The 16,267-nt window shown below is 49.9% G+C and carries 4 protein-coding genes; 2 read left to right on the top strand and 2 right to left on the bottom strand.

Going from position 1 to position 16,267, the window contains the following annotated elements; translation table 11 throughout:
• Positions 1–75: 75 nt before the first annotated feature.
• Positions 76–429 (top strand): MerR family transcriptional regulator, encoded by a 354-nt coding sequence (locus QZQ46_RS01370; protein WP_296826173.1) that lies wholly within the window; start codon positions 76–78, stop codon positions 427–429.
• 161 nt (positions 430–590) lie between these two features.
• Entirely contained in the window at positions 591–1,631 is a 1,041-nt protein-coding gene (locus QZQ46_RS01365) for a DUF362 domain-containing protein (RefSeq protein WP_296826172.1), read from the top strand.
• A gap of 218 nt (positions 1,632–1,849) precedes the next feature.
• Here the strand turns inward: QZQ46_RS01365 and QZQ46_RS01360 are convergent, their stop codons facing one another.
• Positions 1,850–11,524 carry an S-layer homology domain-containing protein gene (locus QZQ46_RS01360; RefSeq protein ID WP_296826171.1) on the bottom strand — a complete coding sequence of 3,225 codons (9,675 nt, stop codon included), beginning with the start codon at positions 11,522–11,524 and terminating at the stop codon, positions 1,850–1,852.
• Positions 11,521–15,330, bottom strand: a complete 3,810-nt coding sequence (locus QZQ46_RS10565) for an ESPR-type extended signal peptide-containing protein (protein ID WP_298014579.1) — start codon at positions 15,328–15,330, stop codon at positions 11,521–11,523. The genes QZQ46_RS01360 and QZQ46_RS10565 overlap by 4 nt, the downstream gene beginning before the upstream one ends.
• Between the last annotated feature and the right edge of the window lie 937 nt (positions 15,331–16,267).

Raw genomic sequence — 16,267 nt, 5'->3', positions numbered from 1 at the left:
CCTATAATTTATTTTTTCGCCTTGACTTAGAGACGACTCCAATAGCTATAATGTAAATCAAAAGGAGGGACTACCTTGAAAATAAAAGATGTAAGTGAACAATTAAAGATTTCGCCGGACACGCTTCGTTACTACGAAAAAATCGGACTCATCCGCAACGTGCCCCGCGATAAGAACGGCGTCCGCGACTACAGCGAAGAAAACTGCAAAAGCATTGCCTTCATCAAGTGCATGCGGGCAGCCAACGTCTCTATCTCCGGCCTGACGCGTTATATGGAGCTCTTCGAACAGGGAGACGCTACTCGCAAGGAACGGCGAGAAATTTTAGTCAATGAACGAAAACAACTCCAGAGCAACTTGCAGGACATCCAAGACGCCTTGAGCCACTTGGACTGGAAAATCAAGTTATACGACGAAGGAAAATTTTAATTATATAGCTCCTTTTCAACCAAGAAGAGTCGACATTTCAAAAATTTCACAAAAAAATCGCCGACGCCATTTCTTTTGCAAAACGTCTGCCAGAGCACCGAGGGCCTTTTTTCACCCTTTGCAGGCTTTGACGCCGGTTATCTTACAGGAGGTCATCTATTATGGAAAGTATAACTCGGCGCAGCTTCTTAAAATTAGCCGGCAGTGCCGCCCTCGGCCTCGCTTTGGGCAAAGCCAATATCCTGCCCGCCATGGCCCAGGCCCCCGTCGTCGGCAGCAAAGAAACGCCGGCCACACCCGATCAGCCCGGTTCCTATGCCAAGGTCTATTACACCAAGCACATCGACGCCGAACACCTTATTAAGTTGTACCAAAAGGTCAATGAAGGCATTTACGGCAAGACGGCCATCAAAGTCCACACGGGCGAACAGCACGGCCCGTACATCCTGCCTCGGGATATGGTAAAAGCCTTCCAGGCCCAGGTTCCTGACAGCAGCATTGTCGAAACGAACACCCTCTACCCAGGCGACCGTGATACGACGGAAAAACATCGTCGGACCTTAGAAGTCAACGGCTGGAATTTCTGCCCCGTCGACATTTTAGATGAAAAGGGCAACGTCATGATGCCCGTCCGAAACGGCCTTCATTTCTCGGAAGTATCCTTAGGCCGCAACATCACCAATTACGACTCCATGATCGTCCTGACCCATTTCAAGGGCCACGCCATGGGCGGCTACGGCGGCTCGTTAAAAAATATCGCCATCGGCTGCGCAGACGGACAGGTCGGCAAGCGGCAGGTCCACGCCTTCCATGAATCGCGGGCTCCTATCGGCTCTGACTGGTCGGACAACATGGTCCTCGAAGAAGGCTTTATGGAAAACATGGCCGACTGCGGCAAGGCTATTTGTGACTACTTCGGAAAACACATCGTCTTCCTCAACGTCCTGCGCGCCATGTCCGTCGACTGCGACTGCGCCGGCACTTCGGCTGCTAAACCTGTCATCCCCGACTTAGGCATGATGGCCTCGACAGATATCCTGGCCATCGACCAGGCCAGCGTAGACATGGTCTATGCCCAGCCGGAAAAAGATAAACACGACCTGGTAGAACGCATCGAATCCCGCCACGGCCTACACCAATTGACGGCCATGCGGCAGTTAAAAATGGGAAATGACAAGTATCAGTTGATTTCCATCGACTAAGTCCCCTTGCAAAGAGACAAACCTTCTAAATAGCATACTGCAAAAAGGCCCTGTGCCTCCCTACACCGTCTTGTCGGTATCGGAGAACACAGGGCCTCTTTTTTTGATTCCTAAAAGCTGCAGTACTTATATCTGCAAAAAAATTGCGGCTGCCAAAAGACAGCCGCAACTTCACATGCGAATCAGAAGATTCTTAAAAGATATCCATAGGAACAGGATTAGTTTTGCTTGTTTTCCGGAACGATGCGGACACGCTGGATGGTCGGTTTCCCGTCTTTATCCTTAGCGACCGTGTCGATGCGGATGTACTTCAGTTCTGCAGAGAATTCGTTGGCCAAGCGATCCAACGTATCATCGCCCTGAAGGGCTGCATTCGAGGCAGCTCCTGCCATGATGGCACGATAGACAACCGCAGCGAATTCGTAACGGGTCATCATGCGGTTACCATCGAAGTTTCCATCCGGATAGCCTTCAATGATGCCCAGCTGATGAAGTTTCGTGACGTATTCGTAAGCCCAGTGGTTGGCCGGAACATCCGGGAAGAGTTCGCTGCCCTTGGACTCAATCGTACCAGGATTCTGGCCGGTCAACTGATTGATCATTTGACTCTGACGATTGACGATGTCTTCCAGTTTAGCTACGTCATCACGGAGGTGTTTGATTTCCTTGGCCATGCCGACGCGAGAATTCGATACGTTGTTGCCCTGACCTAACTTGAAGGAAACACCGGCATTGATCATATTTTCACCGCCGCCGATGGTGCCGCCGACCGAGAAGGTGGTATCTTCGTTCGGTTTGTAGAAGGCACCGAAAGCACCGGCGTTAGCGCCGCGATAGTGGCCATAGCCAAAGGCGAAATCCCATTTATCATCGGGATCGAAGTCCTGCGGATGGAGGGCTGCCAGAGCGGCTGCACCGGCACCGACGCGGTTGATGCGGTTATCCAGTTTATTGACTTCCCCACCCAGGTTATTGATAGCCTGGTCGCGCAGGGCCAATTGACCGCCATTGATAGCTTCCGTCGAGCCGGGAGCTACCGTGCCGTCAGCAACACCGCTTACGACGTTGTTGCCCATGTTGACATTGCTGTCTTGAATGGTAATCGTGCGGTCGCTGTCTACGGTCTTGATGGTGACACCGTTGTCATTAATCGTCGTGTTGCCTGTAGTCACACTGTCAAGGTCTTTCAAGTCCTTGGCCAGCTTGATGTCGAGGCCGTCACCGCTGCTGTTCTTCACAACACCGATGTTGCCGCTGGACAGTTTAGACGTATCGGCACCGCCGTTGAGTTTCAACGTATCGCCGAGGCCTACAGTGACGCTGTTGTCTGCTCCATCATCGCCTTGGAATACACGGCCTTTGCTGACCTTGTCATCTACGACTTTCAGCTGATCTTCGGTGGCAGCACGGCCGGACTGGATATTCTTGCCATCCCAGGTAGTATTATCCAAGCCTGTGAGGTAGTTGCCCGTTGCCGGATTGCTGTCGCCTGCCGTGTTTTCCTGGTTGCCCAGAACGGCACCGCCTGCGGAAATCTGGCCCTTAGAGCCATCCAGTTTGACCTGGTTGTCGCCGCTGCCGGCCGTAACGGTTGCCCCGTTGCCGTCGATATTGACCTGCTTGGAAGCATCATTGTTATCACCTAAGGTGATGTTGTCATTCAGATTAACCTTGTTAGTGTCAGGATCTACAGTGATGTTCTTACCGGACTGAGCTTTCACTGCGTCGGCTTGACCTTTCGCAATGTTGTAAACGTCACCGATATTCGCACCGTTGTTGTAGTTTTCCTGACCGGCTACAGACGTGTCATAAGTATTTCCAAGACCGCTGCCTACGTCCTTGATTACCGTATTTCCGGCATTGATGCCATCTTTATCGATGGAGATGCCAGAATCTTTAATGGCAATCTTGTCGGTAGAAACGCCATCTTTATCGATGGTCGTATTGCCGGCGGCGATAGAGCCATCTGTACCAAGGTCGACATCTTTATTTAAGCCAACTTCAATCTTGCCATCTTTAACGGATGTTACGGTATTACCATCACCGGCGATGTTGATCGTGCCGCCTAAGTTCTGTTTTACAGTTTTGCTGTCGTCAGCACCTAAGACGAAGCCGCCGCCATTGTCAGCATTGGTAACGTTGTTGACAACTTTGTTCAAATCGCCAACACTAGCCGCGTTGTTGTAGTTTTCCTGACCGGTTACCGACGTATCATAGGTTTTGCCGTCTATACCGCTGGCTACATTGACGATCTGGTTGCCGCCGTTGTCCAGACCTTTATTGGTAAGGGTTACCGAATTTGTACCGCCATTGATAGTAACCCCGCCGTTGTTGATTACGGTGTTACCCATGGTGACGGAACCGGTGGAGCCGAGGTTCAGGTCTTTATTGAGCTTAACCGTTAACAGACCATTGTCACCATCCTGGCTGGATACGACGCCGATGTTGCCATCGGTGAGGTCGGCTTCATTCGTGGCATTGCCCTTCACCTTGACCTGATTGTTCAGTTTCACGGCAGAAGCAGTGCCGAAGTCACCGCCGTATTTCATGCCGTCATCGAGAGTTGCCACCTGATGGTCATTACCTTCAGGATCGGTGTAGATGATGCGAGTCATCGTGTCACCAGGCTGGCCATTAACGCCGGCTTGTCCCGGAGTGGTATAGATGTCGGTCATGCCGTCTTTGCCATTGAGGCCGATATGGCCTTCCAGGCCGTCGACGCCATCGACACCGTCTTTACCGGTAATGCTGACGCCGGCTTTACCGTTTTCACCTTTAATGGAGATACCGTCGTTGCCGTCGATAGCTACGCTGTTTCCATCGCTGCCGTTAACACCGATAGATCCATTCGTGCCATCTTTCGCACCGATAGAGAGGTTATCGCTTAAGCCTACGGTAATCTTGCCGTTTTCAGCATCGGCCGTCGTCGTGATATTCTGACCGTCACCGGCAATCTGAATCGTCTTGCCAAGGTCCTGCTTAACAGCGTCGCCGTTGTCATCGGTCAAGCCGAAGCCGCCCGTTGCATTGTCACTGGTACCATCGGAAACAGCCTTGACAGCATCGCTTACGGTCTTGAGCTGATCTTCCGTAGCTGCACGACCGCTTACGATATCCGGATTGGCCACATTCCATTCGGTGTTGTCCAAACCGGTTACAAAGCTGCCGTCTTCAGCAACTTTACCGGCTGTAACGACCCCTTGGTTACCGATTACAGCGGTGCCGGCTTCTACGGTATTCAGGCCGGTAATATCTTTGGCCAACTGAACCGTCAACTTAGCATTGTCACCATCTTGAGAGGCTACAACACCGATGTTAGCGTCGGTAGATAATTTGGAAGCCTCCGTTTGTCCGCCAACGATATTGACGGTCTTATTCAGCTTGACAGCGGCAGAACCGGAGTCACCGGTATACTTCATACCGTCATCAAGGGTTGCTACCTGATGGTTCGTGCCTTCCGGATCGGTGTAGATGATACGAGTCATGGTGTCTCCATCTTGGCCATTGACGCCGGCTTGTCCCGGAGTGGTATAGATGTCGGTCATGCCGTCTTTGCCGTTGAGGCCGATATGGCCTTCGGCGCCGTCGACGCCATCGACACCGTCTTTACCGCTGATGGTGACACCGTCTTTGCCGTCAGCACCTTTGACGGAAATACCGTCCGTGCCGTTGATAACGACGGACGAGCCGTCTTTACCATTGACGCCAATCGAGCCGTCAGCACCATCTTCACCTTTCGTACCGATAGAGAGGTTGTCAGCCAGTTTCAGGTCATAGGTCGTCTTATCACCAACGGTAGTGGCTTTCAGTTTCAGGTTGCTGCCTGCATAGTCAGTCGTACCTGCTGCGGTACCACCTTCAACGGTGACTGCCGTAGCGGCAGCTTTTAACTGGCCGTAATTGACGGCATCCGAGTCTGCCGTACCGGCGCCAACGTTAGTAATTTTATTGCCGCCGTTGTTGAGACCCGTGCCCGTCAAGGTTACAGGGTTACCCGTAGTCGGCGTAATGGTAACACCGTCGTTATTGATAACCGTAGCACCTGTTGTGACGGAACCGTCTTTACCCAGGTCGATATTCTGTGCCAACTGGACTTTCAACTGACCATTGACGTTATTGACGCCAATATTGTTTTCCGTCAGTTTGGTCGCATCAGCACCGCCAACGATATCTAATTGTTCGTTGAGTTTCTTAGCGATGACATTCGTGCCATCTTCCTTAGCATTATCCCCGGCGTACTTCTGACCGTCACTCATGGTAGCGATGGTCTGGCCGCCTGCGATAATTCTATCTACAGGAGTGCCGTCTACGTTATTAACGCTACCGCCGGCTGCAATAGTAACCGTTGGCTGCGTTCCGTCAGCTCCGGCAGGGCCGGTCAAGCCGATAGAGCCGTCAGCGCCGTTGATGACGACGGACGAACCGTCTTTACCGTTGACGCCAATCTTGCCGTCGACGCCGTCTGTTCCGTCAGCACCCTTGGTACCGATAGAGAGATCATTGCTCAAGGCTACGGTAATCTTACCGTTTTTGGCATCAGCCGTGGTCGTGATGTTCTGACCGTCACCGGCAATCTGAATCGTCTTGCCCAGATCTTGCTTAACAGCGGTACCGCTGTCATCGGTCAAGCCGAAGCCGCCCGTTGCGTTTTCACTGGTACCGTCGGAAGCAGCTTTTACAGCATCACTGACAGTCTTGAGCTGATCTTCCGTAGCTGCACGACCGCTTACGATATCAGGGTCAGCCACATTCCAGCTGGTGTTATCCAAACCGGTTACATAGCTGCCCGTTTGAGCTTCTCCGCCGGCTGTAGTTTCAGTCTGATTACCGATAGTAGCATCGCCGGCTGTAACCGTGTTCAAGCCTTTAATATCTTTGGCTAACTGAACCGTCAATTTCGCATTGTCGCTGTCTTGAGAAGCTACAACGCCAATGTTGTTGTCGGTAGATAACTTCGAAGAATCCGTTTCTCCGCCGACGATATTGACGGTCTTATTCAGTTTGACAGCGGCAGAACCGGAGTCACCGGTATACTTCATGCCGTCATCGAGGGTGGCCACTTCATGATTTGCACCATTCGGGTCGGTGTAGATGATACGAGTCATCGTTTCACCGTCTTTGCCATTGACGCCAGGCTGTCCCGGAGTCGTATAGATGTCGGTCATGCCGTCTTTGCCATTGAGGCCGATGTGGCCTTCGGCGCCGTCGACACCATCGACACCGTCTTTACCGGTAATGGTGACACCATCTTTGCCGTCAGCACCTTTGACGGAGATACCGTCCGTGCCGTTGATAACGACGGACGAACCGTCTTTACCGTTGACGCCAATCGAACCGTCCACACCATCTTTACCGTCAGCACCTTTGGTACCGATAGAGAGATCATTGCTCAGGCCTACGGTAATCTTACCGTTTTCAGCATCAGCTGTAGTCGTGATGTTCTGACCGTCTCCTACGATGCCAAGGGCTTCGCCCAAGTCACGATGTACGGTTTCACCACTGTCAGCTGTGAAGTCCATGCCTTTATTGGTCAAGTCGGATTTAGCCGTTTCAGTGATGTTTTTAATATCACCGATGTTGGCTCCGTTAGTATCGGTATTGTAAGTCGGGTTGCCGTCAGCATCAACGCCATCGGAACCGCTGCCTACTTTAGTAATCTGATTGCCGCCATTGTTGAGGCCGCCGTTAGTGAGGCTTACGGCTGTATCGCCGCTGCCGATGGTCATACCGATATTGGTGACGACGGTATTCCCTACGGTAACGGAACCGGTAGAACCTAAGTTGATGTCTTTATTGAGCTTAACCGTCAACAGGCCGTTGTCGCCATCCTGGCTGGATACGACACCGATGTTGCCTGTCGTGAGGTTGGCTTCAGACGTTGCTTCGCCTTTCACATTGACCTGATTGTTCAGTTTTACCTTAGAAACGGTACCGAAATCACCGCCGTATTTCATGCCGTCGCTCAAGGTAGCAAGGTTCTGGCCGCCGGCAGTAATTCTATCTACCGGAGTTCCGGTTACGTCGTTGACGCTAGGTCCGGCGGTAATAGTAACCGTCGTGCCCGGCGTTCCGTCAGCTCCGGCAGGGCCGGTCAAGCCGATGGAACCATCTTTGCCGTTGATAACGACAGACGAGCCGTCTTTACCGTTGACACCAATCTTACCGTCGACGCCGTCTGTTCCGTCAGCACCGTCTTTCGCACCGATGGAGATATCGTTGCTCAAGGCTACGGTAATTTTACCGTTCGCAGCATCGGCTGTGGTCGTGATATTCTGACCATCGCCGGCGACTTGAATCGTTTCGCCAAGGCTTTGTGTAACTTTTTTTCCATCATCATCAGTCAAGCCGAAGGCACCGGTACCGGTCGAAATGGCATTCACTTTATCGTTGACCGCTTTGAGCTGATCTTCCGTGGCAGCTCGCCCCGTTACGGCATCCGGATTCGACGTATCCCAGGCTGTATTTCCTAAACCTGTTAAGTAGGTTCCTGTCTGAGATACACCGCCAGCCGTGGTTACAGTCTGGTTACCCAAGACTGCCGTACCGACGCTTACAGAACCGGTATCGCCTAAGTTGATGTCTTTGATTAATTGGACTTTTAACTGGCCGTTAACGTTATTGACGCCAATGTTGTTGTCCGTCAGCTTAGTTGCATCAGCACCGCCAACGATATCAAGCTGTTCGTTGAGGTTCTTAGCAATGACTTTCGTCGTATCGGTCTGGCCGTCATCACCGGCGTATTTCAGACCGTCGCTCATGGTAGCAACCGTCTGGCCGCCTACAGAAATACGGTCAACGGATGTGCCGGCTAAGTTATCTGCACTGGTGCCGGCTTGGATGGTTACCGGCGAACCGGAACCGGTATTGAGTACAATAGAGCCGTTGGAGCCATTAATAGCTACGGCCGAGCCGTCTGTTCCTTTAGCAGTAACAGAACCATCAGCACCATTGACAGCTACGGAAGACCCGTTAGCGCCATTTAGGGTAATAGAGCTGTCAGTACCGGTTGTACCGGCTTCACTATCTGCTGCTTCACCTAAAGTAATCTTATCAGCAAGTTTCACATCATAAGTCGGTGAACCATTGGCTGTCGTCCCTGCTTTCACCTGCAGGTTGTCCCCCGCATAGGTTCCATTAGTCGGTGCAGCCGTACCACCTTCGACCGTAACTTCGGTTGTTTTTGATTCGCCAATAGTAATCTTGCTAATTCTATCTTCTAACTGAGCTACGTTAACAGCATCTGTACCATCTGTACCGGTAGCCACATCGGTAATCTTTTTACCGCCTGCACTAATACCGCCAGTCGTGACAGACGGACCATTGGTGATGGTTAAACCGCTGTTATTAACAACGGTGTTGCCTGTAGTTACCGAACCGTTTTCACCTAAGTTGATGTCTTTATTGAGTTTCACGACTAACAGGCCGTTGTCGCCAGCCTGACTGGATACGACGCCGATGTTGCCCGTCGTGAGGTCAGCTTCTGTCGTGGCTTCGCCCTTGACATCAACTTGATTATTCAATTTGACATTGGAAACTGTACCGAAATCACCGCCGTATTTCATGCCGTCATCAAGTGTTGCTACGGTAGCCCCACCTACGGTAATACGATCGATGGGAGTACCTGCCAGGTTATTAACTTGAGTGCCCGCTGCGATGTTTACAAGAGAGCCGGAACCGGTATTCAAAGCGATAGAGCCGTCAGCACCGTTAATAGCTACCGCGGAACCGTCTTTACCATTAACAGTAATAGAGCTGTCTGTACCTTCAGTAGTGCCGTCTTCACTTGCCTTTTCACCAAGGGCAAGCGTATTGCTCAAGCCTACGGTGATTTTGCCATTGGCTGCATCACTGGTAGTCGTAATGTTGCCGTCACCGGCAATGTTTAAGGTTTCCCCTAAGTTACGGTGTACGGCATCGCCACTATCGGCTGTGAAATCCAAGCCCTTATTGGTCAATTCGGTTTTCGCATTATTTACCGTGGTATTCGTGATATTTTTAATATCGCCGATATTAGCTGCATTCGTATCTGTATTGTATGTCTTATTGCCTTCGGCATCGGTACCATCGGAACCGCTGGCTACATTAGTGATTTGCTTGCTGCCTGCATCGATACCGCCGGTTGTGACAGACGGACCGTTAGTGATGGTCAAGCCACCTGTCGTAAGGGCCGTATCACCGACTTTCACGCCGTCATTGTTGATGACGGTGTTGCCGGTGGTTACCGAACCGGTCGATCCTAAGTCGAGATCCTTATTCAAGCTGACTTCAAGGGCTCCGTCTTTAACGGTTGTCGTGATGTTAGACGTACCAGTCGGATTTTCGGTCGTAGCCGTTCCATCAGTGACGCCGCCTTTAACGGTAATCGTCTTGCCGAGGTCCTGCTTAACCGTTGTACCGCTGCCGTCAGCGAGGCCAAAGCCACCGGTTGCGTTTACACTGGTGCCGTCAGAAACGGCAGTGACGGCATCACTTACGGTCTTCAACTGATCTTCCGTAGCTGCACGACCGGTTACGATATCAGGATTAGCCACATTCCATTCGGTATTGTCTAACCCGGTTACATAGCTGCCCGTTTGAGCAACACCACTAGCCGTAGTTTCTGTCTGAGTACCGATAGTAGCATCGCCGGCTGTGACCGTATTCAAACCGGTAATATCTTTAGCCAGGCGAACGGTCAATTTACCATTGTCGCCGTCTTGTGCGGCCACAATGCCGATGTTGTTGTCCGTAGATAACTTGGAAGCATCCGTTTCCCCACCGACGATATTGACGGTCTTATTCAATTTAACGACAGCAGAGCCGGTGTCACCGGTATATACCATGCCGTCATTCAAAGTAGCAACGGTCTGGTCGCCTACAGTGATACGATCAACGGCATTGCCGTTTACGTCATTGGCACTGGTGCCGCCTTTAATGGTAGTGGTCGTACCGTTGGAGCCAGTCAAACCGATAGAGCCGTCGGCACCGTTAATAGCTACGGCAGAACCGTCGGTACCTTTCGCTGTGATAGAACCATCAGCACCATTAACAGCTACGGAAGATCCGTCCTTGCCGTTAACTGTAACAGAACCATCAACGCCGTCTGTACCTGCACTACCTAAAGTAAGGTTATCAGCCAGTTTCACGTCATAAGTTGTAGATTCATTGGTTTCTGTCTTTTCGGCTACCTGCAAGTTACTGCCCGCATAGTTGCCACCTGTACCGGCTGCAGTGCCACCTTCAACCGTAAGGTGCGTCTTACTGCCTTCACCGGCGTTGACCTCCTGAATCGCTTTTGTCAACTGATCGACATTGACAGCATCGGTGCCTTTAACACCGGTAGCCACATTACTGATGACATTGTTGCCGTTATCGAGACCGGAACCGGTCAAGGATACCGGATCGCCCGTAGCCGGGGTAATGGTAATGCCATTGTTATTGACTACGGTATTCCCCAGGGTTAAGGAACCGGTAGAGCCAAGGTCGACGTCTTTGACTAACTGAACTTTTAATTGGCCGTTAACGTTGTTGACGCCAATATTTTTGTCCGTCAATTCGCCTTCAGCACCGCCAACAATATCTAATTTTTCATTAAGTGTCTTAGGAATAATTTTGGTTGTATCACTCTGACCGTCATCGCCGGCAAATTTAAGGCCGTCGCTCATAGTCGCAACCGTCTGACCGCCTACGGTAATACGATCAACAGGATTACCGGCCAAGTTATTAGCACTCGTTCCTGCTTGAATGGTAACCGGCGAACCGTCAGCCGTATTCAAAGCGATAGAGCCGTCAGCACCGTTAATAGCCACGGCAGAACCGTCTTTACCGTTAACGGTAATAGAGCTGTCCGTCCCTTCTGTGCCGGCTGCACTGTCGGCTGCACTGCCTAAGGTAAGGTTATCAGCCAGTTTCACGTCATAAGTCGTAGCACCGGTCGTTTCTGTTTTTCAGTAATCTGCAAGTTGCTGCCTGCATAGTTGCCATTTGTATCGGCTGCGGTGCCGCCTTCAACCGTAAGGTTCGTCTTGCTGCCTTCACCGGCACTTACGCCTGCGATGGCCTTGGTCAACTGATCGACATTGACAGCATCCGTACCATCTGTACCAGTTGCAACATTGGTAATCTTATTGCCGCCGTTATTGAGGCCGCTGTTAGAAAGGCTTACCGTATTATCGCCGCTGCCAAAGGTCAAGGAACCGGTGGAGCCTAAGTTGATGTCTTTATTGAGTTTAACCGTCAGCAGACCGTTGTCACCAGCCTGGCTGGATACGACGCCGATGTTGCCCGTCGTGAGGTCAGCTTCCGTAGTTGCTTCACCTTTTACATCAACTTGGTTATTCAATTTAACATTGGAAACGGTACCGAAGTCACCGCCGTATTTCATACCATCATTGAGCGTTGCAACAGTGGCTCCGCCTACAGTGATGCGGTTAATCGGCGATCCGGTTACGTCGTTAGCACTAGTTCCTGCCTGAATGGTTACAGGGGAACCATCAGCTGTGTTCATTGCGATAGAACCGTTCGAGCCATTAATTGCAACGGAAGAACCATCGGCACCATTGACAGTCATAGAACCATCGGTAGTACCTTTGTCGCCAAGAGCCACAGTATTGCTCAAACCAACAGTAATTTTACCGTCTCCGGCAGTGGTTGTAACATTACCGTCACCGGCAATCTGAATCGTCTTGCCCAGGTCCTGTTTTACAGCTGTGCCGCTGTCGTCTGTCAAGCCAAAACCACCCGTTGCATTTTCGCTGGTGCCGTCAGTAACAGCAACGACGGCATCACTTACAGTTTTCAGCTGATCTTCCGTCGCTGCACGACCGGTTACGATGTCAGGATTTGTCACATTCCAAGTCGTGTTATCCAATCCGGTCACATAGCTGCCGTCCTGGGCAACATTACCGGCTGTAGTTACACCTTGATTACCAATTACAGCATCGCCGGCTTCTACAGTATTGAGGCCGGTAATATCTTTGGCCAAACGGACGGTCAATTTGCCATTGTCGCCATCTTGAGCCGCAACAATACCAATATTGTTATCGGTAGATAATTTAGTGGAATCAGTTTCACCACCAACAATATTTACCGTTTTATTTAACTTAACGGCCGCAGAACCGGTGTCGCCGGTGTATACCATACCATCATTCAAGGTAGCCACAGTCTGGCCGCCTACGGTAATACGGTTCACAGAAGTCCCGTTTACGTCGTTAGCAGCAGTACCGGCTGCTACAGTAGCAGTAGAACCGTCAGCGCCGGTCAAGGCGATAGAGCCGTCAGCACCGTTAATAGCAATGGATTCGCCGTCTTTGCCGTTCACCGTAAGGGAGCCGTCCGTACCACTGGTACCGGTGCTGCCTAATGTTACGTTATCGGCAAGTTTTAAGTCATAAGTGGCTGTACCTGTCCCAGTCGTTGATGTAAGTTGCAAGTTATTGCCTGTATATGTACCACTTGTACCGGCTGCCGTACCGCCTTCAACAGTAACTGTAGTCGTTGTACCGGATCCGGTGCTGACACCGGCAATGGCCTTATTCAATTGGTCTACGTTAACACCGTCGGTGCCGGCCGTACCGGTAGCCACGTTGGTAATCTTGTTGCCGCCGTTATTGAGGCCTGCCGTAGTCAAGGTTACATTACTACCGGATTTAGGTCTGATAGTAACGCCATTACCACTAAGCGTTGTCCCATTGCCCGTAGTAGGATTTGTTAAATATATCGTTTCCAAGCCACGAAGTGTTTTATTCAAACGAAGGGTAACCATATTATCACTGATAATAGCCCCGATATTAGGTTGAGCCGCAAAATCAGACTGATAGTACAGAGTATTGTCGACACCGCCGGTAATCTTCAAGGATTGATTTAAAAGCTTAGTAACCGTACGCGGTGTTCCGTCAGACCCATAGGTTGTACTATAGCTGCTGTCTTTGAAATCACCGGTAGTAGCCAGCATGGTATTGGTCCACTGTTTCATATTTACGGCATCCGTATCATACTGACCGGCCGCTAAACCAGTAAGTTTACGCGTTGTCGCAGTACCGCTGGCCCCGTCAGTACCGATGGAAACAACACCGGCTGTACTATTCCAGACACCGCCACTGGTTGTACCGGCATTACCTTTTGTAGAAAGCCAACTGCTCCATGTGCTGTCCTGATTATTCCAACCTTGACTGGTCGTATCCGTTGCACGAGTAGTAGAAGAACCGGAACCGATAGCCACGCTGTTCGCAACATTTGCAGTTGCCGTATTACCAATCGCTATAGATCCGGTTGCCGATGAATCGGTGGTTGCTGTATTACCTATAGCTATTGCATTTGCAGCCTGTGTACTAGCATATGAACCAATAGCAATCGTATCTTGTCCGGTACTTGCAACACCAGAAGCAGCCGATCGACCAATAGCAATACTTCTTGTGCCAGATGCAGTAGTTTGATAACCAACAGCCAGAGAACTAGCACCACTAGCCGTAGTTTCGTAACCTTGTGCCATAGCGTAGGTACTTGTAGCTTGAGCTGTTCGACCTAATGCAAGGGCACCACCGGCATTAGCCACAGCACCATAACCTACAGCCATGGAGCGTAAAGCCGTTGCCTTAGCACTATTACCTACAGCTATAGTATATTGATCGCTGGCAGTTGCAGCTGCCCCGGCAGCAAGGGAACCTATGGACGTAGCCTGAGCACTGTTACCTACGGCAGTAGTACTAACAGCACTTGCAATGGCGGCATCACCGACAGCGGTAGCGCTGATATCCGTCGCCTGGCTTGTAGCGCCAATGGCTACCGTATGATACGAAGTTGCTTTAGCCGCTGAACCTATGGCAGCTGCAGCTAGGCCATTACCGTCATACGAAGTTCTGCTAGTATCGGTATTACCGGCAACCGCATTATTACCAATAGCGATAGCGTCCGTAGAGTATGAACGAGTGTTAGTACCGATGGACATAGTATTTTCATAGGCAAGCGTACTCCCATCAGGTTGGCCGGCATACGCATTCTGACCGATGGCAATACCATGAATAGCATTCGATCGGTTATTTGAACCTAGAATAACCGAATTTCCTGCACGCCCATAAGCAATGTTGTCATGACCAATCATGACACGGCCACCAAGAGCTGAGCTGAGGCCCGTTCCCTCAGGCGTATCTTCCTTTGCAGTTTCGGTCGGAGCAATAGCAGTCTGATTAGCACCGATTACGACATCATTGATGCCGTAGGCTAAGGCCGATTTACCAATAGCAACGGCATTGGCACCGCTTTGGGTTACGCCGCCGACTGAATAAGTACCACCGGCGACAGCACCATCGCCCATTGCAATTGAGTAATTAATGGCCGCTGTAGCACCACCGATAGCAATCGTTTCTGTACCGGTCGCCGATGCATCCTTACCGAGAGCAAGGGCATCTTCACCGGATGCTGTTGCATTGCCCACAGCAACAGCCCCCTTACCATCGGCTGTCGCTACACCTACACCACCTACGGACGTAGTGTTATTATCAAAATTGGTTCTTGCGCCCCAACTATTAGCTGCTTCTACCGACATGGGATTGAGCAGCGTACCGCCTACGGCTAAACTGGTTAGGACAGCCAGGCTGAGCAGGCTGTGGGATACGCGCGCCGTGTGCTGCGATTTCGTTTTACTATTCCGTTTCGCAAGTTCAGAAACGACGACGTAAGCGTTTCTCACCTTGCTCCAGACGACCTTATAGATCTTATTCATAAAAAATCTTCCTCCTTAATTAAATCCCAATAACAACTCGTCTAAAAAAATAACGGATGTACTCGGAATCTGCCCTGACAATAAGCATCGGCCTGTCAGGATATGTCAATGATTTGTGACTTACGGTTTCAACAAAAAAAATACCGTCTCGGTAAATCGTCCCCCGTTAAAACGCCAAGCACAAATCAGGCTGCCAACACCCCTTTCTGCTGTGATGTTCTTCCATGAAACGTATACACTTTAACGATAAGTTACACTTCAAAACAAAATTGGGAATGTAATAAAAGTACATTTATAAATACTATGTCACTCTTTATAATAGATAAAACCACTCCACAAAATGTTTTATTTTATTTTCAATTGAAGGTGTCAACTTTAAACATATAAAAAAAACGTCCGTAATCCCAATTATTGTTTCATTTCTAATGTGGATTGTTTTAATCTTTGATATAATATATCATACAACAAATAACTTGTAAAGATTATCCATAAAAAATCCGTTCTACCACATAAATATAGACAAAATAAAATATATATTTTATCGACAATAAAGTATATTGTGTGTCAACATATTACCAATTTATCTATAAGAACAAAGTCCCTATTTCCATTACAAAACCCCCGACAAAAGGCGATAACAAAGCGCTTTCTATACAAAAAACCATCCGATATAGGATATATCGGATGGTTCTGTCATCGTATTATATTTTTACACCAAGTGTCTGCTTCAAGTATTCAGGGCAATAATCGGGACATAATTTGTCCATAATCAGTCCATTTTTCGCAAAAGTTTTGAATAATTTTCCCTCCGTTAAAAGAGCAAAAAGAAAAAACCGGTTGTATCATTACTCAAAGAGCAATAATACAACCGGTTTTCATGTATGGTGGGCGGTAATGGATTCGAACCATCGACCCCCTCGATGTCAACGAGATACTC

It is taken from the genome of uncultured Megasphaera sp. (assembly GCF_900539295.1).
Taxonomy (GTDB): domain Bacteria; phylum Bacillota; class Negativicutes; order Veillonellales; family Megasphaeraceae; genus Megasphaera.
The sequence above is the reverse complement of the archived record's forward strand: the minus strand, read 5'-3'. Positions and strand labels throughout refer to the sequence as shown.